At 40.9% G+C, this 24,797-nt stretch carries 20 protein-coding genes and 1 riboswitch; of the genes, 10 read left to right on the top strand and 10 right to left on the bottom strand.

Annotated features, from left to right (window positions below; genetic code table 11):
- The first annotated feature begins 144 nt into the window (after positions 1-144).
- Positions 145-1,005, top strand: coding sequence for an SDR family NAD(P)-dependent oxidoreductase (locus PBAT_RS07005; RefSeq protein ID WP_068647906.1), 861 nt, complete (start codon positions 145-147; stop codon positions 1,003-1,005).
- On the top strand, positions 986-2,524 hold the full coding sequence (locus PBAT_RS07000; RefSeq protein WP_248912414.1) for an AMP-binding protein: 1,539 nt from the start codon (positions 986-988) through the stop codon (positions 2,522-2,524). Before PBAT_RS07005 ends, PBAT_RS07000 begins: the two co-directional genes overlap by 20 nt.
- A 135-nt stretch (positions 2,525-2,659) precedes the next feature.
- On the opposite strand, the gene PBAT_RS06995 is transcribed toward PBAT_RS07000, so the two are convergent.
- From PBAT_RS06995 to PBAT_RS06980, 4 genes are all read right to left on the bottom strand, one after another.
- Positions 2,660-2,956 (bottom strand): putative quinol monooxygenase, encoded by a 297-nt coding sequence (locus PBAT_RS06995; protein WP_068647904.1) that lies wholly within the window; start codon positions 2,954-2,956, stop codon positions 2,660-2,662.
- A gap of 27 nt (positions 2,957-2,983) precedes the next feature.
- Entirely contained in the window at positions 2,984-3,412 is a 429-nt protein-coding gene (locus PBAT_RS06990) for a MarR family winged helix-turn-helix transcriptional regulator (protein WP_068647902.1), read from the bottom strand.
- Positions 3,413-3,456: 44 nt separating this feature from the next.
- Positions 3,457-4,095 (bottom strand): nitroreductase family protein, encoded by a 639-nt coding sequence (locus PBAT_RS06985; protein WP_068647900.1) that lies wholly within the window; start codon positions 4,093-4,095, stop codon positions 3,457-3,459.
- 226 nt (positions 4,096-4,321) lie between these two features.
- Positions 4,322-6,553, bottom strand: a complete 2,232-nt coding sequence (locus PBAT_RS06980; protein WP_068647898.1) for a LamG domain-containing protein — start codon at positions 6,551-6,553, stop codon at positions 4,322-4,324.
- A gap of 510 nt (positions 6,554-7,063) precedes the next feature.
- On the opposite strand from PBAT_RS06980, the gene PBAT_RS06975 reads away from it, so the two are divergent.
- The 3 genes from PBAT_RS06975 (at position 7,064) to PBAT_RS06965 (ending at position 9,862) form a co-directional block, all read left to right on the top strand.
- Entirely contained in the window at positions 7,064-8,566 is a 1,503-nt protein-coding gene (locus PBAT_RS06975; RefSeq protein ID WP_068647896.1) for a malate:quinone oxidoreductase, read from the top strand.
- A gap of 189 nt (positions 8,567-8,755) precedes the next feature.
- Positions 8,756-9,316, top strand: a complete 561-nt coding sequence (locus PBAT_RS06970) for a TetR/AcrR family transcriptional regulator (protein WP_068647894.1) — start codon at positions 8,756-8,758, stop codon at positions 9,314-9,316.
- A gap of 33 nt (positions 9,317-9,349) precedes the next feature.
- Complete coding sequence (locus PBAT_RS06965) at positions 9,350-9,862, top strand: DUF2798 domain-containing protein (protein ID WP_068647892.1); 513 nt, start codon at positions 9,350-9,352, stop codon at positions 9,860-9,862.
- A gap of 160 nt (positions 9,863-10,022) precedes the next feature.
- Here PBAT_RS06965 and PBAT_RS06960 read toward each other — a convergent pair whose 3' ends face one another.
- The 3 genes from PBAT_RS06960 to PBAT_RS06950 all read right to left on the bottom strand — a co-directional run bounded on the left by PBAT_RS06960 (position 10,023) and on the right by PBAT_RS06950 (position 12,920).
- On the bottom strand, positions 10,023-10,544 hold the full coding sequence (locus PBAT_RS06960; protein WP_068647890.1) for a cupin domain-containing protein: 522 nt from the start codon (positions 10,542-10,544) through the stop codon (positions 10,023-10,025).
- A gap of 42 nt (positions 10,545-10,586) precedes the next feature.
- Positions 10,587-11,786, bottom strand: a complete 1,200-nt coding sequence (locus PBAT_RS06955) for a NupC/NupG family nucleoside CNT transporter (protein WP_068647888.1) — start codon at positions 11,784-11,786, stop codon at positions 10,587-10,589.
- Between the two features lie 220 nt (positions 11,787-12,006).
- Positions 12,007-12,107: riboswitch (purine riboswitch) on the bottom strand.
- 201 nt (positions 12,108-12,308) lie between these two features.
- The gene (locus tag PBAT_RS06950; RefSeq protein WP_068647886.1) at positions 12,309-12,920 is read right to left on the bottom strand and encodes a TetR/AcrR family transcriptional regulator; all 612 of its coding nucleotides are present in this window, start codon (positions 12,918-12,920) and stop codon (positions 12,309-12,311) included.
- Positions 12,921-13,147: 227 nt separating this feature from the next.
- Here PBAT_RS06950 and PBAT_RS06945 point away from each other — a divergent pair, with 227 nt between their 5' ends.
- From PBAT_RS06945 to PBAT_RS06930, 4 genes are all read left to right on the top strand, one after another.
- On the top strand, positions 13,148-14,659 hold the full coding sequence (locus PBAT_RS06945; protein ID WP_068648111.1) for a DHA2 family efflux MFS transporter permease subunit: 1,512 nt from the start codon (positions 13,148-13,150) through the stop codon (positions 14,657-14,659).
- 287 nt (positions 14,660-14,946) lie between these two features.
- Positions 14,947-18,516, top strand: a complete 3,570-nt coding sequence (locus PBAT_RS24650; RefSeq protein WP_084402873.1) for an S-layer homology domain-containing protein — start codon at positions 14,947-14,949, stop codon at positions 18,514-18,516.
- Between the two features lie 399 nt (positions 18,517-18,915).
- A complete protein-coding gene (locus PBAT_RS06935; protein WP_068647882.1) occupies positions 18,916-20,073 on the top strand; it encodes a YhgE/Pip domain-containing protein in 1,158 nt (385 codons plus the stop codon).
- A gap of 77 nt (positions 20,074-20,150) precedes the next feature.
- A complete protein-coding gene (locus PBAT_RS06930) occupies positions 20,151-20,681 on the top strand; it encodes a PadR family transcriptional regulator (protein ID WP_068647880.1) in 531 nt (176 codons plus the stop codon).
- A gap of 104 nt (positions 20,682-20,785) precedes the next feature.
- Here the strand turns inward: PBAT_RS06930 and PBAT_RS06925 are convergent, their stop codons facing one another.
- The 3 genes from PBAT_RS06925 to PBAT_RS06915 are packed head-to-tail and all read right to left on the bottom strand — an operon-like array spanning position 20,786 to position 22,839.
- The gene (locus tag PBAT_RS06925) at positions 20,786-21,502 is read right to left on the bottom strand and encodes a hypothetical protein (RefSeq protein ID WP_068647878.1); all 717 of its coding nucleotides are present in this window, start codon (positions 21,500-21,502) and stop codon (positions 20,786-20,788) included.
- 55 nt (positions 21,503-21,557) lie between these two features.
- Complete coding sequence (locus tag PBAT_RS06920; RefSeq protein ID WP_068647876.1) at positions 21,558-22,265, bottom strand: YhfC family glutamic-type intramembrane protease; 708 nt, start codon at positions 22,263-22,265, stop codon at positions 21,558-21,560.
- A gap of 34 nt (positions 22,266-22,299) precedes the next feature.
- Positions 22,300-22,839 (bottom strand): helix-turn-helix domain-containing protein, encoded by a 540-nt coding sequence (locus PBAT_RS06915; protein WP_169810087.1) that lies wholly within the window; start codon positions 22,837-22,839, stop codon positions 22,300-22,302.
- A 273-nt stretch (positions 22,840-23,112) separates the two neighbouring features.
- Here PBAT_RS06915 and PBAT_RS06910 point away from each other — a divergent pair, with 273 nt between their 5' ends.
- Positions 23,113-24,588, top strand: a complete 1,476-nt coding sequence (locus tag PBAT_RS06910; RefSeq protein ID WP_068647872.1) for a protein adenylyltransferase SelO — start codon at positions 23,113-23,115, stop codon at positions 24,586-24,588.
- Positions 24,589-24,797 lie beyond the last annotated feature (209 nt).

Genomic DNA, 24,797 nt, shown 5'->3' with positions numbered 1-24,797 from the left:
TTTTTTGCATTTTGGGTGTATCAAATTGAGAGAAAGATTATGTCGCCGCACTCAAGTCCCAGCATAGAGGTATTCACCTCCTCCTTGTCGAAAAAATGAGGAGTTGTCCGTGACTGCTGATTATTAGCTAAGAAAGGAGCCACCATGCCTACGTACAGATTCCTCGAATACGTCCTGTTTCCACCGCTATTGTTCAATGAGCGCAAGTTGATGCGCCAACTAGAAGGGAAGACGGTTCTTATTACGGGCGCTAGCTCGGGTATAGGAGAGCAGCTTGCTTATTTACTAGCGGATACAAAGGTTCATTTAATCTTAGTGGCTAGGCGTGAAGAGAAGCTTGTAGCTATAAAAGGTACAATCGAACTGAGAGAGGCTCAAGTCAGCGTGTTCCCAGCTGATCTACGAAATGAGGAGGACATGGAGGGATTGTTACGCTTTCTTCACAGACTTCCAGAAGGGCTTGATATTGTTGTAAGCAATGCGGGTCATTCCATTAAACGTTCCATTCATCGATCCTTGGATCGCTATCATGACTTTACACGTACAATGGCAATTAACTATTCGGCTCCGGTTCAATTGCTCTTGTCGGTGATTCCTTTACTTGAGCAGAAGCAAGGACATATCATCAACGTCTCGACAGTCAACGTTTTATTGCATCCGCTCCCTGAATGGGCAGCATATCAGGCGTCCAAGGCAGCCTTCGACACTTGGTTCCTGTCAGTTGCGCAAGAACTGAACATAACGGGAATTTCCACAACATCGATGTACCTTCCCTTAGTTAGAACACCTATGATATTGCCAACGACTTCTTATCAAAAGCTACCCGCAATGTCGCCACAGTACGTTGCAAGAATCATAGGAAAGTCTCTCTATACCCATAAAACAACCTACAAGCCTTGGTGGTTAATCTTTGGACAGTTGGCTTCCATTCTCTTCAGAAGGTACTTAGAGTTCTCGATGCCGCGAAGGCTAAGAAAAGGGAGAGATGGTAGTGAGGATCTATAAATTGCTCTATGTTCTTAATAAGATCAGATTGTTATCACCCCTAGCCGTGTTTCGTTTAGCTGCTGCTATTTACACAAATGGAATCAATCTGCTGACACTTCTTCGTTTCTCTGCCAAAACGTATGGAGACCAAGTCGCCCTAGTAGATGAGCAGGAAACTTTAACTTATAACCAACTCTTTGCACGATCCGAAGAGCTTTCGGTAACCTTGAGCGAGCGATACCAGCTTGGGAGCGGTAAGAAAGTCGGTCTTATTTGTCAAAATCACGCTTCGTTAATCAAAACCATCTTTGCGGTATCTGCAACAGGAGCAGATGTATATCTGTTAAACTCCGAGATGAGCGATATTCAGCTGAATGATATCCTTGAACATCATCATTTTGACCTCTTGGTTATTGATGAGCAGCGATTCCACTCCCGTGAGAAATGTACATATACACAAGCGATACTAATGAGTTATCATCATACGCGTCCAGCGATTAACAATTTAACCCCTATAACTTGTAGCAGCAAACAGAAGCGACGCAACTCCACAGGTAAGTTAGTCCTTTTGACAGGTGGGACGACGGGTCGTGCTAAGGAAGCGGCGCATAAGCCGTCTCTTTTCAATTATTTAGACCCATTCTACGATTTCCTTATTCGATTAAAGATCCTTCAATATGATACTGCGTATATTGCAACGCCTATTTATCACGGTTATGGGATAGCGGTATTGCTCTTATTTGGCGCCCTAGGCAAAAAAGTGGTTGTACGCCGTGGATTTAATGCTGAAATGGCATGCAACCTGATTCGGGAGCATCGGGTGGAAGTTGTAACGGTTGTGCCACTCATGCTACACAAAATGTTAAGAACAAATGTGAGTGATTTGAAATCGCTAACCTGTATTGCTTCAGGCGGTGCAGAGCTTAGTCCAAAGCTGACCCAAGAGACATTAAATCAGTTGGGTGAAGTACTTTACAATTTATATGGCACCTCGGAAACGGGCCTGAACATGATCGCAACACCACAAGATTTGGTCCATTCCTTATGTACAATCGGAAGGAAGATTAAGGGGGTCGACCTCAAGATACTAGATAAGTATAAGAACGAAGTTAAGCTCGGTGAGGTCGGGCAATTATGTATTAAAAACAGGTGGTCCATGAGGAATGGAACTCATACCTGGATTGAAACCGGTGATCTAGGCTACCAGGACGAGAAGGGTTATTACTATCTGTGTGGAAGGGCAGACAGTATGATCATCTCTGCGGGGGAAAATGTTTATCCTCTAGAAGTAGAGCAGGTGCTGCTCACTCACCCTCAAGTAGAGGATGCGGGCGTGATAGGGGTTAGTGACGAGCATTTTGGACAGCGCTTGAAAGCTTTTGTCCTTCTACAAGCAGATGCCCAAATGGAAACAGAGGAGCTTATTGAATGGCTGCGTCCTCGATTGGCACGGTTTCAGCTACCCAAAGAAATTGTTCTAGTCGACGATTTACCGTATACCTCATTAGGTAAATTGAATAGAAAACTACTTAAATAGTGTGAAAGTACATATTGTAAGAAGACTAATCGTGAAGAATTGAAACGGCTGCTCAAGCGTTGAAATGAATCATAAAAAAATCGTCTTGTGCTTAGAATGCACAAGACGATTTTTTTATGATTTTGTCGCTAACAATTAGCGATTTACAGCTTCGCCTGCGAATACCTTTAGATCCATAGGCGCAGCCATGAATACTGGGGCTTTTTGAACAAAGGCAGTAAAATGAGCACTTGTATTATGTGACGTAGTTGCCTCAACATCTTTCCACAGTTCAACCATCGTGTAATAATGATCCTTCTCCGTATTTTTCATTAAGTCATAGCTGATATTACCTTCTTCTGCTCTTGTTAGGGGAAGAAGAGATTTCATTTCTTCTAAAAATGCTTCTTCTTGGTCAGGTTTCACTTGTAGGTTGGCATGTATAATTATCATTGATGATCATCCTTTAGTATATATATTTTATAATTCACTAATATTATTTTGCATTCTGTTGAGCAGCGTGGTTACCATGTCGAGTTCCTCTTTGCTGAAATCATTCAACATCGTATTCACGAATCTAATTTTCTCTTCCTTGTAGCCTATGATCCTATTGCGACCTTCCTCAGTCAATCGAACGAGCGTAACACGATTATCCGAAGCGATTTTACTTCTTGAGACCATCCCGTCAGCTTCAAGTTGTTTTAAATGGCGGGTAATAGCCGCGCTATCGATGTTTACGGCTTTTTGTAAGGTAGACTGATTCACCTCATCGACTTGATACAGTTGGTATAAGAGTTCATATCGTGAAGAGCTAATGCCTGTACAACGTTCGAACTTAGGGTTGATCTGGTTGCTAAGCCCCTTCAGTAGATGTAAGATTTCTTCTTGATCCGAAAATAAACATTTCATCTTTGACCTCCGAAGTGCTGTAGTGGTTTATAATCGATACGTTATTATTTCCAAGTTGTTATCGTTTCAACAGGCAATCGGTACGTTTGGAATCCTTCACTTGCTGCTTTACCGATGGAGATCAACATAATAGGAATATAACGATCTTTATCAAGACCGTATATCTCTGCGATTTGATCTTTCTCATAACCACCAATGGGATTGGTATCATAGCCGTGTGCACGTGCGACAAGCATAAGTTGCATCGATACAAGTCCAGCGTCAAGAATGATGGTTTCTCTCATAGCTGTCTCGGACAACGCTGCGTACATAGGTTTGAACGCATTCAGTTGATATTCTTTCAATTCCTTAGGCATATATCCAAGCTCAACAGCTTTACCGAAAATCTCCTCGGAATAGTCAAAATTATTCATATCCGCAAAGACAGCAATGACCGCAGATGAACTTAATACTTTATCTTTATTATATTTAGCTAAATCCCCAAGCGTATTTTTCCCTTCTTCGCTATCAATGACAACAAAGCGCCATGGCTGCATATTGACCGAAGATGGTGCAATGGTTGCTTCTGCTAACATCTCCGTCATTTCTTCACGGCTGATCTTTATAGTAGGATCATAAGTCTTAATGGAGCGGCGACCGTATACAATCTCGTTGAAATCATTTGTTTTCTGAAAATTACTCATGGTTATATGTTCCTCTCTTGGTGACTGAATTTGGTATGATACATCAATAGTTGAGGCATCAATTGTTGATAGGTCAACTATAATACAATACAAGAGTCAATGCAATACCCGGAATCATTTGCCATTTGAACTGTGAAGGAATATTATCTTTCAAAATGTATATGATCTCAGAAGAGTCTTCCCCCAAAGTAATTTACTTTGGGGGAAGACTCTTCTACTTACCTATCTATTCGAGTTCATAATCAGCTATCGGATTAGCAGCGTTGTATAAAGAAATAATTTGACTCGCTGGAAGAGCCGAGTTATATATCCGGAAGTCATCCAAATCGCCGTTCCAGTTCACATTTGTACCATCTGGTGATTTATGCGAGCCTAATCTGAAATTCCCGGTTGATGATTCAACTGAACGTGTGGCTGAACCTGCCGATTGTCCGTTTAAGTACAGGGTGGCCGTGTTATTAGACTTCGTTATTGCCACATGCGTCCATTGACCAACTGGAATCGTAGTGGTTGATGCAAGTTGAGTATTACCTAGGAATGAGGACAATACCCCTGTTGTTGTATTTCGATAAAGGATGGTTCGACCAGTGCTACCTTCTTGTTGAAGGATAACCTGAGTTCCGCCTGCTGCAGCATCAAGCTTAACCCAACCGGCGATGGTGAAGTCATCTATGCCAGGATTGAATGAGTTCGGTATGTTGACGTAATCACCACTTCCCTTTAGATGAAGAGATCCATGAATGGCGCCATTGCTGTTCCAGATGGGGCTACCGACAAGTGAACCATTTCTTGCGTAGCTGCTATTATCTTGTGCAACGTTTCCGCTAGTCTCATTCAGTTGATAGTGTGCGATTGGCACAGCTACTGGAGCGGGAAGTAGAGGTCCTTCATAAGCGCCGATACTTGGGGTGCTGGTCGAAGACACAGCATTGCCGAAATAATCAAATCCACCATTTGAGCTGATAACTACTCCACTACCAAGGGCCGGTGAACCTGCCCCCAAACGATATCCTACTGGGTCAAGACCGCCAGAATTAACGAATATCGGATCGGAGGTAGTCGTGTTGATAGCCCATGTAGGGGTAGAGGACACGTTATATAAGATGTTATGGTCAATCTTGAAATCGGTATCGGTTAGACTCCAACCTACGGTACCTGTTCCGGTCTTATACACAATATTATTAAAAAATTTCACGTTATCTATAGGAGAGCCACTCTGTACATATACATTTGGTGATAAACCACTACCGACGTACATCGTGTTGTTATAAATCTGCCCGTTTGAGATTTCACCACCGCAGCCTTGTAAGAATAGTTGGGCACGGTCATTAATAGATACGTTATAACGAACGATGAAGTTCTTCGTGTTCTTACTATCTGGACAGAAAAGGAAAAAACCACCTTGATTGTTATAAGATAAATTGTACTGAAATAAGATGCCATCCGTAGCGTGATCGATATCATAAGCCATGCCATCTAGGGTGCTTATTCCTCCGGTAACACGATTGTACTGAAATATTATATTGTTAGAATTAGCTGTCCATAACCCCGCATTATAGGATTTCGAACGGACATTAAAGCCATCCAAGTTATTATATTCAACGACTCCGCCGTCAACCATCTTAGGAACAATACCGTCTCCTCCAATGTCCGATAATTGATTCCCCTTAATCGTAATATTTGTGTGAGGGTACCAATTTGCTGTACAGTCGGTACCCCATCGATTAAGTTCGGGTCGTTTACACCAGTTCGACCAGAAGTAGATACCTTCGCGATCTACGGAAGAAATGGTGTTATTTAAAATTTTTATATCATGATAAGCAGTGGGGGTAGTTATCCCTTGTGACTCAATAATGATACCACCTGATGCATTTTTAAATTTACCTGAGCTTGAAGAAGCCCCACCACCGGTTGTTGATGGCATCTGACCGCGAACCTCATGTATTTTTAGATTCTGAATTATAACACCGTATAAATCTCCTGAATTCTGACTATATACATACACACCGCGACGTGGGGTAAGGCCATTTCCTGGAGCGAGAAGCTCAAGGTTCTCCAGTTGGACATATTGCATATCTTGTAATAGAACGGCATTAGTCTGTCCATTCGCATTAATAACGGGGTAGTCTGTTCCCGAACCGTACGAACTGATGAGAATAGGTGCAGTTGAAGTGCCTGATCCAGATGGAGCGTATTGACCTAAGCATGTTGCACCTCGTTTGAATAGTACAGAATCTCCAGCATTTAAAGGTACTGCACTAATTGCGGCTAAATTGTTAAATGGAGTAGAATCTGAACCACTACCATTCGTAGATGCTGAACAGTCTACGTAATAATTAGTGTTGGCAGCAGTTACAGCGTTGGAGATTAGAAGTGATGTAAATATCGTCAGCAGGAAGGAAACGGGAAGTACACGTGTATACCATTGTTTAATTATGATTGTTAACAGCCCCTTCAACTTAAAGAATGATTTAAAAGAAACAATTGTAAAAAAATAATGAATGGTTGTTTTTAGTTATTCAGAGATAAACCTCCTTGTCATGTATCGAATATAAAGAAAGGAGACCCCCCGTGTAATACACGAAATGGAGGTCTCCAGTAATATGGTGGACTTATAGTGCGTATACCTATTATTCCAATAGGATTTATTATGATATTAGCACCCTATTTTATTAGGGTCAACCGTTTTTTCTTCATTTTTTTTGATGGTGTATTTCTCATAACAACGTATTTTAACAACATTTATAGGTCCTCGATCTATTCGAAAAGATATTTCTCAGTTAGGCTATGAAGCGGGGATTCAATTGTGTGATTTTGTAAAAATTAATATTTTAATATGCAATTAATAGTGATACACTATGAGATAGATTATATTTCGATCCAGAAAAGATATGTGACTAGGTCACGACCCGACTTGTTGTGGCGCCTACATTCTTTCTGCAAATTCTAGGGTATAAGGACGGTAAACATGAGCAACCGACAAACTAAAACTGACGTTATCTTAATTGGTGCTGGAATCATGAGTGCTACTTTGGGGTCACTGCTGAAAGAACTAGTACCGGACTGGGAAATTACAGTTTTGGAGAGGCGCGATACCGCAGGAGAGGAAAGCTCTAACGAATGGAATAATGCCGGAACAGGCCATTCTTCACTGTGCGAGCTTAACTACACCGTCGAACAACCGGACGGTTCCATAGATATTAGCAAAGCTGTAAAAGTGAATGAAGAGTTTCAGCTTTCGAAGCAGTTCTGGTCTTATCTTGTAAAAAGTAGTCTGATACGTAATCCGAGAGACTTTATCGTGCCAGTACCCCATATGAGTTTTGTACAAGGAGAACAAGATGTAACCTTCTTAAAGAAACGTTATGAAGCATTGTCTAATAATCCTCTGTTTCAAGGGATGGAATTTTCCAATGACCCGGAAAAACTGAAGGAGTGGATTCCGCTTATGATGCAAGATCGCGTAATAAACAATCCTATAGCGGCTACAAAAATTGACTCTGGTACGGATGTTAACTTTGGTGCTTTAACGCGCATATTGTTCGACCAATTAAAGAGTAGCAACGTCGATATCAAATTCAAACAAAATGTTGATGATATTAAACGCACTAGCGACGGTTCGTGGGAATTAAAGGTGCGGAATGTCGATAGCAATACCGTTGAACGCCATACTGCAAAATTCGTCTTTATTGGCGGAGGCGGAGGAAGTCTACATTTGCTACAAAAATCCGGTATCCCTGAAGGTAAAGGGATTGGGGGATTCCCAGTAAGCGGGTTATTTATGGTATGTAAGAATCCTGAAGTTGTAGCGAAGCATCGTGCAAAAGTATATGGTCAGGCAGCAATTGGTGCTCCTCCAATGTCTGTACCGCATCTTGATACAAGAGTGATTGACGAGAAAGAATCGTTGTTCTTTGGACCATTTGCTGGCTTCTCACCTAAGTTTCTGAAATATGGGTCAATGTTTGATTTGATAACTTCCGTAAAACCACATAATCTCGTAACGATGTTGTCAGCAGGTGTGAAGAACGTTTCATTGACAACATACCTAATCAAGCAAGTTATGTTATCGAAAGAAAAGCGTATGGAAGCTTTACAAGAATTTGTACCGAATGCCAAAGCTGAGGATTGGGAGTTAGTGCTAGCAGGTCAGCGTGTGCAAATTATCAAAGATACGGCTGCTGGCAAAGGAACGCTTCAATTTGGTACAGAAGTGATTAGTGCTGCTGATGGATCGATAGCTGCATTACTCGGAGCTTCCCCGGGTGCTTCTACGGCGGTTTCAGTCATGCTTGAGATATTAAATAAGTGCTTCCCGCAACATATAAAAGAGTGGGAGCCAAAAATAAAAGAAATGATTCCTTCTTATGGTGTGTCAATGTTGACAGACCCAGAGCTTATTCGTGAAATTCAAGCTTCAACAGCGCAGACACTTGGTTTATCGGGTGAAAAACAAGCTATGCCACAATAATTGAAGAACCCGCATGTTAAAGGAAGCATAAATTGCCGTGTTGGCAAGCTTATGCTTCCTTTATTTTGTGCATGGGTTTAGCAGACAGAAGCCAATTGTCGCAGTTATAAAAAAACACTTACATCATGATAATAAAATTTGTTATAATAACAAACAGACCGGTCGGTATGTTGGGAGGAATCATCAAACGTGGATACAAAATCGCTAATTATTGAAAAGGCTACAATTCTTTTTCAACAAAAAGGGTACAAAAGTGTAGGACTCACTGAAATCTTAAAAGCTTGTAACGTTACCAAAGGAGCGCTTTATCATCATTTTCCAAATGGAAAAGAACAACTATTAATTGCTTGTCTACAGGTTCTAAATGAAGTAATCATGACAGATATTGAGAGCATTTTTAGAAGGCATTTATCAACTAAGGAAGCTTTACTCTCAATAATTGATAAATTAATCCGTGACTTAGAAACAGAGGGTACCATTACAGGATATACATTTAGCAGCATTGTCAGTGAAATGGCTACGGTGAGTGAACCTGTACGTCATGCATGTAGTGCGCTTTATGAGAATATTCAGCAGATTTACAGTGCTAAACTTGTAACTGATGGCTTATCGAACGAATCAGCTTCCGCTATCGCCTTGTTGATGACAGCTTCGATTGAGGGTGCGATGATGCTTTGTTTAACACAACAATCATCCGATCCCTTAAAGACGATTGCTAAGCTCTTACCGAAATTATTGAAGGATATTTAATGCCAAAATTATATATTGGAAAGGAAGAATAGAATGGATCAAGAAACAAGATTACCAAGGAACGGCAAGGAGGGCGCATTGTACGGTGCAATCATTTGTACACTGACAGTGCTGTTTATGACTTCATTAAATATCATTCTGGCTGTCGGGGAATTTAATGTAGATGTTGCCTTAATGATACTTAAGACAGTACCGATCATGTGGATTATCGTCATGATTATAGAGCCAGTTCTAATTGGTCGTATTGCAGAAAAATTGGTATCCAAATTTACAGAACCAACAGATAGTTTTAATGCCAAAATATTATTTCGCATCATATTCACTGTACTAGGAATGTCATTTGCTATGACGCTTATTGGTGATATCGTTGGACATGGTTTTAGTTCTGAAATATTCGTTCGCTTCTTAACGAATTGGCCAAGGAATTTCTTGATTGTACTGATCGCTGAGAGTATAGTGATTCAACCGATAGCGAGATTTGCGATGGTAAAAATACATGCTTCCCAAGATAAAAAGTTAAGCAGCGCTGACGTGAACTTACATTAGGTAACGTACTGCTAGGGGCTTCTCCTGGTGGAGGCTCGGTCTAGACAAAAACAAGCAAGAACAAAGATAAAATAAAATAAAATAAAAACACCTCCTCATTGATTAATAAGTAATCGATGAGAAGGTGTTTTTATTTGTCTCATTTGTTTAGTTAGTAAAATTACACTGGAATGACTTCATAGGCTAATTTCATAATTACATCTTTATATTGAGGATATTGAGACAAAAGTTCGTCCTGTGTAAATAACTCAAAGTCACGGAATTCAAATCCAGGAGAAACCATACACCCAACTAAGGAGAATGTATCTTCATCCATAACAGATGAACCAAAGATAGAATTTTTGGGCACCCGCACTTGCGGAACTTCCCCGTTATCCAAGTCTGTTCCTAATTTATACTCTTTATATTCACCATGCTCATCAATAAGATGAACGGTTAGAGGACTTCCGGCGTGATAATACCATAATTCATCGGATTTCAAACGATGGAAATGAGAGATATCTTTAGATCCTAATAGAAAGTAGATACTCGTATAAAGCTTTCTCATTCCCTCAAATTCCACTGTTAATTCTTTATCTGAAGTTTGTTCCTCAGATTCAAATACTCTTTTATAATATCCACCCTCTGGATGTGGATCCAGTTCAAGTTTGGATACATAATATTGTGCATCATGTTGTTTCATAGCAGTATTCCTCCCATTATATGTGTAATAATTTCTTGAAAGTTACCAAACGAATAACCCTACAACCATTGCGGTTAAAGTAGAAACAAGAAGACCACTCACCAATAATAACCATGTATACTTTGCAATGAATTTAGATTTCTCATCTCCAAATAATGCTTGCATACTCCCTAGTATAATCCCAATTGTTGTGAAGTTACAGAAGGAAACTAAGAAAGTAGTAGTAACAGCTTCGGTATGCGGATTTAAGCTTGAAAGAATTTCGCTTAAATTCGTCATGGCAACGAACTCATTTAATACAATTTTCACACCCATTAATTGACCGACTGTGAAGATTTGAGTAAAGTCCACACCCATTAAAAAGCTGACTGGTGAAAAAACAACCCCAAAAATATTTTCAAGCGTCAGGTGATCATTAAACAATCCTAAGAAAGTGTTGGTCGCAGTAATTAGGGATACGAATCCAATCAGCATAACGGCAATAATTAATGCCAGTTTACCGCCTGTCATCATACTTTTTGAAATCATATCAAAGAAATTTCCCTTTTCCGATTTAGTTGGAGAATACACAATGTCCTCTTCTTTTGTAACGTGATATGGATTAATTAAAGAGGTGATAATCAATGCACCAATGGCATTCAAAGGAATAGCCGTCAACACATATTTGGCGTCCAATAGTTGTAAATATCCACCTAGCATCCCTGCACTAACACAAGACATACTAATCATCGCAACCGTTAAGAGCCGCTTGTTATCCATTTTATTCAATTGATCACGTGTTACCGCCAGTGCCTCATTATTACCTAAGAACATAACTTGTATGGCATAAAAACTCTCAAAACGAGGCGTTTTTGTGATTTTAGAAAATACCCATCCAATCGCGTTTATAAGGACTGGTAAAATGCCAAAGTACGTTAATATATCAAAGAATACCACTACAAATATAATCGGCATTAATACATTCATAAAGAACGTGTAGGTAGAACCATCTAGAGGTGCGAACTCTCCAAATACGAAATTCACGCCGGACATCGAACTATTGATCAACCATAAGAAGAAATCGGATATCCATGTAATCACGTTTGCGCCAATATTAGTCGATAACATAAACCAAGTTGTGACTAATTGCAAGACAAGCAAGATCATGATTGGCTTTACGGCTACTTGCTTTTTATTGAACGATAATAGATAACTACCGCCTAACAAAATAATAATTCCAAGAACATTAATCATAAAATACATTGGGCTGTGCTCCTTCTGAATTTTCTAGGGTGTATGAACGACATTAAAAATGACTCTCTCCATTTGATTCCATTAGCCATCGATATTTAGTTTTACCAAACTATATCAATATAACCAAATAGAAAACCCCAGAAAGTATGATTCACTTCATTGAGTGAACAATATTTCCTGGGGCCCAAATAAAATCAAACGCCTAATAATCGCACATAGGAGTAAGAAACACCAATATATCGTTACTCATAGTCGAAGCCTTTATGGGGTTCGGTAGAAACTTGCAGGCCATATCCCTGCGATTATATGAGAGAAAGTTATTCATTTTTAATGTGTGGTTGAATTTGAATTATAGCAGAATATAAATAAATATTCAAAATAGATACAAGTCCGACTAATCGAACAAATTATGTGCTTCAGCCCAATGCTAAACTTACGTCATTTAACGAAACAAACCTCTATATTGAAATAAGAACTTAACATAAAAAGCTCTCAGTCGACGATATCGTCTGAGGGATTTTTTTAATGAGGTTATTCCGGGTCTATGAGCAGGTTGGTATCTTGCTGTATATGGAACAATAGAGAAAGCTGCTTGGCGAGAAAAAGTGGTGTGTAGGGCATATCTTCGCGAAGCCAGCAGACAATTGTACCGATAAAAGCGGAGGAACCATACCAGATTGCAATATCTTTCGGAACTGCCATAGGCAAGGTAGATGGGAAATCGGTTTGGTTCTCGCTTCTGCTAGTAATAAGGTCGACGAACAATTTCATAAGCCGATCATTGAAGACAGGTATGCGCTGTGAAGCAAGCATCACCTTATAAAATTTTGAATTATCGGCGATATGCTCAAGCATTTTGACCAATATAGACCAATCCATATCTATGGAACGAGACTGATTCTGAATACCAACTACGATAGCATGAATTTCCCCAATCATATCATCGGCTAACTTCTCAATCATTTCCGGAATATCACGGTAATGAAGATAGAAGGTAACACGATTGATGGTAGCGCGTTCCGTAATACGATTCACTGTGATTTTCTCAAGCTGAATCTCCTCCAGTAAATCAATAAATGCATCACGGATCAATTGGCGTGTGCGAAGTACTCGGGGATCGGTACGTGGTGAAGTTGTTGACATGAGCTCTCATTTCCCTTCTTTAAATGCTCTAGACGACACTTACAACCTATTATGTAGTTTATTTTCCGAATGGACGACAGATTCTGCTAAGTTGTAAACTAATATACATTTTCCGGAAATCTGTTGTTTGTGAAATTATAATGAATTCACTATAATTTTTTACATTGAGCTTATTATACTACAGTGTGTCTATTAGGTTCACAGAAAAATTGAAGGGATTGAGCATGATGAGTAATAATTTAGCTTTTGACAGCAGCTCCATTAAGAAAGGTCCCTTGTTGTTTGTCATGATTCTGGGGGCATTCATCGCTGTTTTGAATCAGACGATCATGAGCGTCGCGCTGCCTGAGCTGATGGTTGACTTTAACATTGAAGCGTCTACGGCTCAATGGTTAACAACCGGATACATGTTGGTTAACGGCGTCCTTATTCCAATCACTGCATTTCTAATGCAACGATTTACGACCCGGGAGCTATTTCAGGCCTCTATGTTTATTTTTCTAGGGGGAACAATTGTTTCAGCAGTAGCATCTAACTTCGATGTATTGCTAGCTGGACGCCTAATTCAAGCTGCTGGGGCAGGTATTATCATGCCACTGCTAATGAATGTCATTCTGACCGTATTCCCTCCTAATAAGCGGGGAGCGGCTATGGGGATGGTTGGTTTCGCTATTATATTTGCTCCTGCAATCGGGCCTACAATCGCCGGTTATGTCATAGAGCATTTTTCCTGGCGTACGATGTTTTATGGAATGATTCCGATTGTCGTAATCGTTATTGCGGTTGCCTTTATTTTTCTAAAAAATGTAGCTGAACGAACTTATCCTAAAATTGATATTCTAAGTATAGTGTTATCAACAATCGGATTTGGTACCGTTCTTTACGGCTTCAGTAGTGCAGGAAGTAAAGGTTGGTCAAGCGCGGAAGTGGTAGTATCTATTGTTACAGGTGTGATTTCCCTGATTCTATTTACATGGAGACAGCTAGTATCGAACAGCCCGCTTCTTGATCTTAGGGCGTTCAAATATAGCATGTTCTCCCTGACTACCGTTATTAATATTGCTGTAACCATGGTCATGTATGCAGATATGATGCTGCTTCCACTATATTTGCAGAGTGCACGTGGATACACGGCTATGGAGTCTGGACTGCTGATGCTACCTGGCGCACTCCTAATGGGATTAATGATGCCAGTGACAGGAAGATTGTTCGATCGGTATGGAGCGAAGTGGTTGGCTATCATCGGAATGGCAATTACGATCGTGACAACTATCGGGTTTGTTAATCTGAGCGATTCGACCAGTTATACGTATTTAGTTCTAATGTCCACTGGACGACGCTTCGGGATGGCCATGTTCCTAATGCCGATTACTACGGCGGGACTAAACCAACTACCAGCTAGACTGAATGCACATGGTACGGCTATCTCCAATACCATCAAACAGGTTGCAGGTGCGATAGGTACCTCTCTGCTTGTTACGGTTATGGCCAATCGTACCAAGTTCCATGTTCAGGATATGGCCGCCGCAGGCGGATCTGGGAATTTGACGAAGGAACATATATTAATGGAGGCATCTATTCAAGGTATTAATGATGCATATCTTGTCATTATTGGAATCGGAGTTATTGGTCTGTTGCTTTCATTCTTCATTAAACGTGTGGGGCAAGTCGAAGAAGTTGCAGAGACCACAACATCAAATAGAATGAACCTGAACCGAAAAACAGTTAGTGAAACATAATAAGAAGGCACTTGGCGTTGCCGTTTAAAATGTATTTAAAGTGTAGAGCGTTACCTTCTAGGTAACGCTCTTACTTCTGTCTCTGGGTAGGTTTAAAAAAGCTTATGGTCTTGTTTACGATAGAGTGTAGTAGCTCTTGATTCATTTACTGACTAAATCTTCGTATAACAGAGGATAAGTCTTCACCGAGGGTTTGATTTTAACAATCCAAACACATACTAATGAATTAGCTATAACAAATCTTCGATACAATGAGGTGTACATAATTTGTTGATGGGGTGGTATTTATGTCTATGAAAGGGTTAAAGAAGAGTTTAGCAATATTCCTAGCGATCATCGTAATCTTTCAAGCATTCTTAAGCGGTATGATCGTAAGCGCTGCAGATGAAAATGCTGTAGTAGAAACAGCTCCGGTCCAACTGATTGATAAAGCCTCCTCGTGGAGCTACAACGATGAGGGCCTCGACTATGGGAACGCGATGAAGGCTCCTTATGATTTCTCTACGTGGAAGGTAAATGCGGCTCCATTTGGTTACAAGGATACGAAGGGTGTAACTTCAGGAGATGTGGGGCCTAAAACCGATTTCGGGAAGGTCGCGACCGTGTTGAGCTATGGTGATAACTTTGAGAAAAAGCACATTACGACATACTTCAGTAAAATCGTTCAGATTAGTGATATCAGCTCCTACGATTCTTATAAAGGAACGTTCGGGGTTGATGATGGCATCATTCTTTATGCAAACGGAACAGAAGTATATCGGGCAGGGATGTCTGTAACAGAAGCGACATATACGACATATGCGACTTCAAGTAAAACCGATCCGCTCGTGTACAAGGAGGATTTAACGGTAAACCTCAAAGCGGCATTAAAAAACGGTGCTAATGTTATCACTGCAGAGATTCATAATCAAAGTGACTCTAGCTCCGACTTATATTTTGACATGGAGCTCACGGCAACGCATAAGCAGAGTGGTGATGGTTCAGGCAATGGCTCAGATAACGAACCGGGAACGGGTTCCCCTAGCGGGAACAACATCATATTGCTACCACCGAATGCGACATGGAAATATCTTGACGATGGATCCGATCAAGCATCGGCTTGGAGGGCCACGGAATTCATCGATTCCAGTTGGAATGTAAGATCTGGACCTTTGGGTTACCCACTAGGAAAAGCAACAGACATATTTGGTGGCGTTACGCAACCGATTAGCTTCGGAGCTAATACTAGCATGAAGTATCGTACTTCCTACTTCCGCACGACGGTCGACGTAAAGAGTCTCGTTGATTATAAGAAGATTGTAGGTACATTTGGTATTGATGATGGGGTAGTCCTCTATGTTAACGGTAAGGAAGTTTACCGTTTCAATATGCCTGATGGCGAACCAACCTTTCAAACGTTTAGCTCCGCCACGATCAACGAACCTACGACAGAAACGGTGGATTTAACATCAGCATTAAATGGAGTGTTGCTTAATGGAGTCAATGTATTGGCGGCAGAAGTCCACCAACGCAGTGATAGCAGTTCCGATCTTTACTGGGATATGAAACTTGTAGCGAATCCAGATGAGCTACCTCCTGAAGGAGGGGGGGCTAAGGGTCCTGTTATTCCGACGGCTATCGCACTAACGTTTAATGGTGATCCTAAGACTTCCCAGGGGTTCGGATGGTATACAGACCCTAGCGTAACGGGTACTAAGCTTGAGGTTGTTGAATCCTCTAGTGTTGTCGGCGGATCCTTCCCAACGGATGCTAAGCTAACATTCGAGGGAACATCATTACCAATTAGTGTCTATCAGTCTAGTTCAGACAAGAGTGCTGGGAAGTCTACTGCTTATGCTAGTCATAAGGTTGTAGCTACGGGTCTTAAGCCAGGCACAGCTTATAGCTATCGAATCGGTGATGGGCAAGAGGGTCACTGGAGCGACATTCGTAGCTTTAGCACGGAGGAATCTAGCAATGAGTTCACATTCCTATATACGACCGATCCTCAAGGGACCACGCAAAGTGAATACGTGACTTGGAATCATACGTTAGAGGAGGCTCTCAAGAAGTTCCCGACGTCAAAGTTCGTTACGATAACAGGTGATCTCGTCGACAACGGCGATATCGAGAACCAATGGATGTGGCTGCTGAACCAGCCGAAGGAAATTTTCTCGAAGCTTCCTATCGTACCGGCGCTCGGTAATCATGAGAGCAAGGCAAATAATAACTTTACGTATCATTTCAATTTGCCTAACAGTTCAAATACAGATGCGAAGCCAGACGGATCGGTGTACGCATTCGATTATGGCCCTGCTCGTTTTATGGTTATTAATACTGAATATAACGAAGCTAAGGGCATAGATACCATTTACAAGAAACAAGAAGAATGGTTAAGAGCGGAAGTAGCCAAAACGGATAAGAAGTGGAAAATCGTTATGTTCCATAAATCGCCATACTCGGTAGCGAGTCACACTTCCGATAGCGATGTCCTCTTCTTCCGTAATAAGCTGACAGCGTTGTTCGACGAATTAGGTATTGATGTCGTCCTCAGTGGACATGATCATACCTACACAAGAACGTATCCGATGTTTAATAATGTACCGGAGAAGACAGTGGCCAACGAGAATGGTCAGATGGACAATCCAAAGGGTACATTGTATTTAGTGAGCAATGCTGCGGGAGATAAGCGCTATACGCCAAAAGCAGGACCATTTCCTTTTGCAGCTAAGTATGGGCAGCCTGGTAAAGAAATGTTCACGGGCATAACAGTAACCAATAATTCAATGTCATTCCAAGTATATACAACGACGGAGACCGGATCGACCGATTTATACGATCAATTCAGTCTTCAGAAATCGGACGTTAAGCCTAACCCGGTTAGAGACGCTCGGATGAGTACTATTCAAAACGGGCAAGCAATGCTGACTTGGAATGCTCCGGAAGGCGGACCTGCCCCAACGGCTTACCGGATATATGAGAAAAACGATCAATTGGGAGCGAATTGGAATACAAGAGTGGTGCCAACAGTAAGCAGCACTGCGACTTATGCATTAGAGAATCTTGATGCGTCTAAAACGTACCAGTTCTCTATTAAAGCAGTAAGCGGCAAGAATAATTCTAATGAAGTTATCGCAGCTTACGGTAGCAATGGCAACAATGGAGAAAATGGTAACGGCAACAACGGCAACAACGGCAACAACGGCAACAACGGAGACAATAGTAACAATGGAAACAACAGTAATAACAGCAATAACAGCAATACTAGTAATAACAGTAGCAACAGTAGCAACAGCAACATTAATGCAGGTACGGGAGGAACAATAACCAAGCCGCAAAGGGAAGTAACAGATATTGCAAATCATTGGGCTTCTTCCGTCATTAGGCAGGCACTTGATAAAGGATTTGTCACTGGATATTCTGATGGTTCATTCAAGCCGAATAATCAGATAAACCGTGTTGAGATTATGGCGATGCTTGCTAGAGGGCTTCGTTTAGATACTGCAGGAGATAATATCGCATTTACTGATGCTGGAACGATTCCGAAATGGGCACAGTCCTACGTCTCTCAGGTCGTGAATGCAGGTTTGATTAGTGGCTTCCCAGACAATACGCTTCGGCCAAATCAAACGCTGTCTCGATTGGAATTAGTGGTCTTAATCGTTCGCGCTTCCAACATCGTCGTTGATCCAAAAGCGAAGCTCACATTCACGGATGCGGATAAGATTCCTTCGTGGGCAGTTCCTTATGTTGCATCGGCTGTTAAATCAGGATTCATTCAGGGAACGGGTAATAATAAATTTGCTCCGGTAGCAGTAGCTACAAGAGCAGAAACAGTCGCCATGATGATGTCATTATTGAAACACCTCAAAATTTAAGCAATTGAGCGATAAGCTCCCCTCGAAGTTCATGTCGGTGGGGAGCTTATTTTTTATGTGGTAACATAATTACTTTCAGCGTTGTTATTGGCTTTAAAGGTTAGAGGGCTCGGGCAAATTGATTTTGAGAAAATAAAGCTACATCATAATGGAGCTTTGTAAATAGAGCTTAAAGGGTATTTTACTTAACAATCAAAGAAATTGAGTGTCATTCTGGCCATTTCTTCTTTAGATAGTCCACTTCTTTGCATGGTTCGGTGCAAGGAAAAAGATGGTTAATTAAGGATGCGGTAGGTACTGGTAAAACAATAGCTACTGTGTTTTTTATTGACATTAACCACTGATTAAATTACTCTAATTAGAGTACATTAAACAAAGTAGATGAGATGGAGTGGAGTTATGAAGGCATTTTTAAAGAACAAGGGTATCACTAGCGGTATTTTCATGATGGTTTTTTATCAAATTATTATGATTGGAATTTTCATGTCAGGTTACAGTGCAATTCCTAAAAATATACCTAATCTTTCTGTTGCAATCGTCAACGATGATCAACAGTCCGGGGTACAATTTGTCAAACAATTGAAAGAGCAATTGCCTTTTAATATCATAACGGATACTTCATTAGAACAAGCGAAGAAAGAGCTTGAAGATCGCGATATTCATTTGATTATGCATATTCCGCAAAATTTCACTCAATTGTTATCCCAACAGGGAGAACAAGTTAAACTAGACTTCTTTACGAATCAATCTAATCCGGCAACTATTAACAGTACGATGGATTCTGTTGTCTCCCAAATCACTAGCAACATAGGCACGCAGTTACAGACACAAAGTTTTGAGGGTATTCTTCAGAATTTGAAGGTGCCTGAGGCTCAATCTCAGCAGATGGTAGAAGGGGTAATGACCAAATTATCTCCGAATGTGATTATAACCAACCCTCAACCTGTTGGCATGCATAATCAAATGGCTCCGATGTTTCTGACGATGGCCGCATATGTCGGTGCGATGATTTATTCCATGATGAGTATTGGTGCTTTGAATCAACTTAAAGGTAAGATGGGCAAATGGAAGGCATTCTTCGCTTTGCAAGGAGTCAATGGTTTATTGGCATTAATTGCTCCACTTGTGGGCTTGTCTTTGTATTTCGCTATACACGGATATGGTGCAGAAGTGTTTGTGAAAATGTGGCTTGTACATGCGCTAGAGTTGTTCGTTGCTATTGAATTTACAAGTGTATTCTGCATGCTGTTCGGTCAATCCGGCATGATTCTGAATCTACCCTTACTACTTACTCAGACCATTTCCAACGGATCTGTGCTACCACAAGAGATGATGCCGGGATTCTTCAAGGCTGTTAGCCACATTTCTCCAATGTTCTATACGGTTCATTTGGACTATAACTTGCTCTTTGGTGGCGGTAAAACTTCGGAATATCTTCTTGGATTGATACTTGTAGGAATTGGTGCGCTGGTTATTAACACGGTCATTCATCAGTTCAAAGGTGTTAAGAAAAATGAGAACGAGAATCAGCCTGCACAACAAGCTCAATTCATGTAAAATAAGAATAAAGGGCTGGCAGGTGTGGGCTCCATGCTTTGTTAGCCCTTTTAAATATGTATGAAGGAGAGGACACCATGTCGCTTCAAATATTTATTCTTGGCACATTGAGCGAAGGGGATCACCATCCATATGATATTAAGAAATTAGTACTCAGAGCATTAGAAAATACGATAACCAATATTAATGACGGAACTCTTTATTATAATTTCCAAGTGTTATTAAAAAAGGGACTAATTAAAAAAGTCGGAGTCGTTCAATCTGAAAATCGTCCGGAGAAAACAACGTACGGAATAACAGATGTCGGCCGTAAAGCACTTGAAGAGGACATTTATGCTGCATTTAAAAATATTTCAAATATAAACTCTTTATATTCCTCTCTTTTGTTTCTGGATAAAGTAGACAAGAACAAAGTCGCTTATCTTATTGAAGAAGCCATTGAGAAACTGAATAAAAGGATGGAAGTCGTTGAGCAAGCAGACCCGGAACTTACAGCTATACCTCTTGAAAGAAGAGAATCTGTTCATTTGATTGTTGACCATGCCTATCAAACCATAAAAAATGACATTCATTGGCTATCTAAGTTACTAATTTCTGTCCGAAGCTAGCTTCGAATTAATCATTGAAAGGCAAGGATAACACCTGGATCCAAATGTTCCATTGACGCGGGAGTAAAGCGATATGCTTTACTCCTTTTTTCTATGAAGAGGTGTTATTGCGTATCTAATTTAACCATAGACCGAAGAACCTTTACTAATTGCTCTGGGGTAGTTCGCCCAGTCATGATATACCATGTTGCCCCATTGTCATAAGACCAAGCAGCGTCTGATTGAATGCCCACAAATGTATCAAAGGCTGTAAATTGTCCTTTAAATGCATCATGAACAGGTTTTTCACTTTTTGGTATCGTAGCCATAACCTGCTTCATAATATTAATGGCATTGTTTGTATTCTTTGCCCATACGAGGTATTCCCAGCCGTTGCTCTTCCAAATAAATGATGTTTTATCAGTAAAATAATCTACACTATATCCATTAAAGGTAGTTGTGCCTTCTGGTTTATGGAACATTTCGAATGTTGCAAAGGGTTGTTTTCGATAGTCAGGAAGTGTGCCAGCGGACATGGTAATTACGTCGAAAGGAGACCTTTTATGATTACCTTTCAGGGCTCTTTGACGTGAAATTTGAAATAAATAGTGATCTTTACTCACTTCAAGTTTGCTTAACGTCAAAGGTCCAAGTGTCCGATGGGATTCAGATGTAGCGATATACGACGGAACATAAACAGGAATATTCACGTGTTGTAGTTGTTTAAGGTACTGTTTATCCCACGTGAATGGTTCTACTTCTCCATCTTCATCTGGATAAGCATAAGCAATAGGGGCCAAATAGATGAGTATAGTCATGAACAGTAATATGATTCTTCGCATAATTCACCTCAACACCTACTGTTTACGATTCGGTTGAAGGATATGCATACATCTCTTATTGAAACACAAGTATGCCAACAGCAAGCGTAATTATACCGAACACTGCGATGAGTAACTCTGTTTGCACCATGGATTGTTTCGATAATTTGATTGCGGATAGATTCACGAAGCTATGCAGAGGAATTAATAGAACAACTAACCAAGGGTACTTCGATACCAATAATGTACACCCGATATGAAATGCGCTTGCAAAAATCCGTTCAATCACGCCCCACACGGGATGTGCATTCATATTCCCTTGCATTTGGAGCATTTCTTTAGCTTGTATCGATTTCTCATCGGTACGTGTAGAAAGAGAGATCATGACAATCAAATTGATAATAACGAAGAGGACTTCAATAGCCGCCCAACCCTGACCGATGGAGAGTGACCATGAGAATGTCAGGCTTGTTAATAACAATACCGCGATGCGGACGCATTCCTCGAATACGCCCGAAGAGGCTACGATAATCGTGGTCGCTTTCTCTTTCGGCATTTTCATGACAATGGCACTCAGGGGCCCTCTTAGAAAGAACGCGATTACCCATCCAAGTGCACCCAATCCGAATGCTTTCCACTCCATTGCAGTACCGCTATAGTGGAATACCAACCAGAACATCACAGGAACTAAGAGATACAACGGTAAAAAATACTTCGCTCTGTTCATTACTTGTTCATACTGTTGTTGAGATTCGTTGCTGTTATCAGCATTAATGGATGCCATCAACTTTCACTCCTCATATTATCTAATTGTGATATTAACTACGTTTGGGCTCAGGAATTGAGATGGTAACGATATTCCGTCGTTTACGCTCACCATTGAGCTCATTGCCGATATGTTGCATCATCTGTGCCCGCATGCCATGTAGTAGTTCAATATATTCTTCGTCAGATAAATTAAGCTCTAGTTGTCGTAAGGAAAGACCATCTTGTTGGAGATCATAGTGCTCTTGTCGTAGATATCTACCGTAATATCCAATTAGGGAGGCGATGAATTTCATGAATAAATCCATATGCTCTTCTGAAGTCATGTTGTTCAGATCCTCTATCGGAATATCACCTCCATTCTCATTGAGGATGTACACTTTCATCAAGGTTCCGCGGACCTTCTGTTCTTCAACCACTTCAATTATCTTGGCTTTAAGCAGCTTGTTCAGATGGCGGTACATTGTCGCCTGTGGGATGTCTGGCATGATTTCTGATATTTGCAACGTTGTTCGGCGTGCTCCACCGATTAAAGATTGAATAATTCGCATACGTATCGGATGGAGGATTAAATCAGCTTTGGATTCGCTCAATGTGATCAACATCCTTTCTGGTTTGTTGTTTTTAATATTATCATTATCGATAATGATAATGATAACAGTGAATGGAATAATTTACAATACTATTTCAAGGAAAAGTTTCATTCATTGTTGATTCGCCCATCTATGATGAGGAAGAGTATAATAAATGTGAAGAAGTATACGCTAAAAGGGCTAAATGCAGATTTGGATTAGATAAGTCGCAGTAATAAATGATTTCTATATGATGTTACATAGAATTTAAAATAAAGAAGAGAAAGGTATGTGATGACTTTGGGAAATGAAAGAGTAGAAGCGGGTTGGAATTTTGATAATAGTTATGCTCGTTTGCCACAATTATTTGCTACCAGTACTAACCCAACGCCAGTAGATGCGCCACAGCTCGTTATTCTCAATGAGAAGTTGGCAACATCCTTGGGGTTAAGCATAGAGGCATTACAAAGTGAAGAAGGCGTAGCCGTGTTTGCTGGTAACAGCATTCCTGAGGATGCACAACCTCTCGCTCAGGCTTATGCAGGTCATCAATTCGGGAATTTCACGATGTTAGGTGATGGACGGGCAGTTCTACTTGGTGAGCATATCACGCCTCAAGGTGAGCGATTGGATATACAACTCAAGGGTGCGGGTCGAACTCCGTACTCTCGCGGTGGTGATGGTCGAGCGTCACTTGGACCTATGTTACGCGAATATATCATTAGTGAAGCGATGCATGGGCTCGGCATTCCTACAACGCGTAGCTTAGCAGTAGTGACCACGGGTGAAACGGTTATCCGTGAGAGTCACTTGCCAGGTGCTATTCTTACACGTATTGCGACCAGTCATTTGCGCGTAGGTACGTTTGAATATGTCTTACAATGGGGCAATGCTGAGGATATTCGGGTGCTTGCGGAGTATACATTACAACGGCATTATCCAGCTATTGAAGAGGGGCAGGACCGTTATCTACATTTACTGCAGGAAGTGATCAAGCGTCAGGCGATGCTGATTGCGAAGTGGCAATTGGTTGGCTTTATTCATGGGGTTATGAATACGGATAATATGGCTATTGGTGGAGAGACGATTGATTATGGTCCGTGCGCATTTATGGATACCTTTGATCCTGCACAGGTGTTTAGTTCCATTGATCGACAAGGTCGCTATGCTTATGGGAATCAGCCGAATATTGGTAGTTGGAATCTTACACGATTTGCTGAAGCCCTTGTACCATTACTTCATGAAGATCAATCTGAAGCGGTCGAATTGGCACAGGATGCGTTAGCAGAATATGCAACGTTGTATTATGGTCATTGGATTGCCGGAATGAGAGCGAAGCTTGGCATATTTAACGAAGAGGAACAAGATGAGGTACTTATCAAAGATCTTCTGAGTCTGATGCATAAGCACCATGTGGACTATACAAATACGTTCCTTGCCTTAACATTTAATACGGTGGAGGATACGGTTCTGTCTGGCACGCCTGCGTTCACGGCGTGGAATACGTTATGGCAGGAGAGACTAGAGCGGCAACAGGAATCGAAAGACGCAGCACAGGAGCTGATGCGAAACAGTAACCCTGCGGTTATTGCTCGTAACCATCGCGTAGAAGAAGCACTTGCAGCGGCAGTCGATCATGGAGATTATTGCGTCATGGAGCAATTGCTTGGGGTTCTTTCTAATCCCTATGCACACACACCAGAACAGGCTATTTATGCTACGCTACCTGCGAATTCAACACTTCCTTACCGAACTTTTTGCGGGACATGATATAGAATTATTGGAACAGACCGAAGCTTAGTGCTTCGGTCTGTTTGTCTTGTAATTAAAGAATGAAACCGTTCTCAAAAATGGTTGCATATCCTACTAATAAAACAAATTGATTCTTATAAGATCGTTATTAATCTTCTACAATATAAGAGAAGAATAGTTAACAACTCATAACAGTTACAATATTAAATTGAATATAGGAGGCACAT

Source organism: Paenibacillus antarcticus (assembly GCF_001637225.1).
Taxonomy (GTDB): Bacteria; Bacillota; Bacilli; order Paenibacillales; family Paenibacillaceae; genus Paenibacillus_AQ; species Paenibacillus_AQ antarcticus.
This window is presented reverse-complemented; position numbering and strand designations above follow the sequence as displayed.

Coding starts and splice junctions, on each gene's coding strand:
- PBAT_RS06990 (WP_068647902.1), bottom strand. CDS start 3,412: ATGAAATGTTTATTTTCGGATCAAGAAGAAATCTTACATCTACTGAAG.
- PBAT_RS06975 (WP_068647896.1), top strand. CDS start 7,064: ATGAGCAACCGACAAACTAAAACTGACGTTATCTTAATTGGTGCTGGA.
- PBAT_RS06930 (WP_068647880.1), top strand. CDS start 20,151: ATGTCGCTTCAAATATTTATTCTTGGCACATTGAGCGAAGGGGATCAC.
- PBAT_RS06985 (WP_068647900.1), bottom strand. CDS start 4,095: ATGAGTAATTTTCAGAAAACAAATGATTTCAACGAGATTGTATACGGT.
- PBAT_RS06955 (WP_068647888.1), bottom strand. CDS start 11,786: ATGTATTTTATGATTAATGTTCTTGGAATTATTATTTTGTTAGGCGGT.
- PBAT_RS06925 (WP_068647878.1), bottom strand. CDS start 21,502: ATGCGAAGAATCATATTACTGTTCATGACTATACTCATCTATTTGGCC.
- PBAT_RS06910 (WP_068647872.1), top strand. CDS start 23,113: ATGACTTTGGGAAATGAAAGAGTAGAAGCGGGTTGGAATTTTGATAAT.
- PBAT_RS06920 (WP_068647876.1), bottom strand. CDS start 22,265: ATGGCATCCATTAATGCTGATAACAGCAACGAATCTCAACAACAGTAT.
- PBAT_RS06995 (WP_068647904.1), bottom strand. CDS start 2,956: ATGATAATTATACATGCCAACCTACAAGTGAAACCTGACCAAGAAGAA.
- PBAT_RS06950 (WP_068647886.1), bottom strand. CDS start 12,920: ATGTCAACAACTTCACCACGTACCGATCCCCGAGTACTTCGCACACGC.
- PBAT_RS06960 (WP_068647890.1), bottom strand. CDS start 10,544: ATGAAACAACATGATGCACAATATTATGTATCCAAACTTGAACTGGAT.
- PBAT_RS24650 (WP_084402873.1), top strand. CDS start 14,947: ATGTCTATGAAAGGGTTAAAGAAGAGTTTAGCAATATTCCTAGCGATC.
- PBAT_RS06965 (WP_068647892.1), top strand. CDS start 9,350: ATGGATCAAGAAACAAGATTACCAAGGAACGGCAAGGAGGGCGCATTG.
- PBAT_RS07000 (WP_248912414.1), top strand. CDS start 986: ATGGTAGTGAGGATCTATAAATTGCTCTATGTTCTTAATAAGATCAGA.
- PBAT_RS06935 (WP_068647882.1), top strand. CDS start 18,916: ATGAAGGCATTTTTAAAGAACAAGGGTATCACTAGCGGTATTTTCATG.
- PBAT_RS07005 (WP_068647906.1), top strand. CDS start 145: ATGCCTACGTACAGATTCCTCGAATACGTCCTGTTTCCACCGCTATTG.
- PBAT_RS06945 (WP_068648111.1), top strand. CDS start 13,148: ATGAGTAATAATTTAGCTTTTGACAGCAGCTCCATTAAGAAAGGTCCC.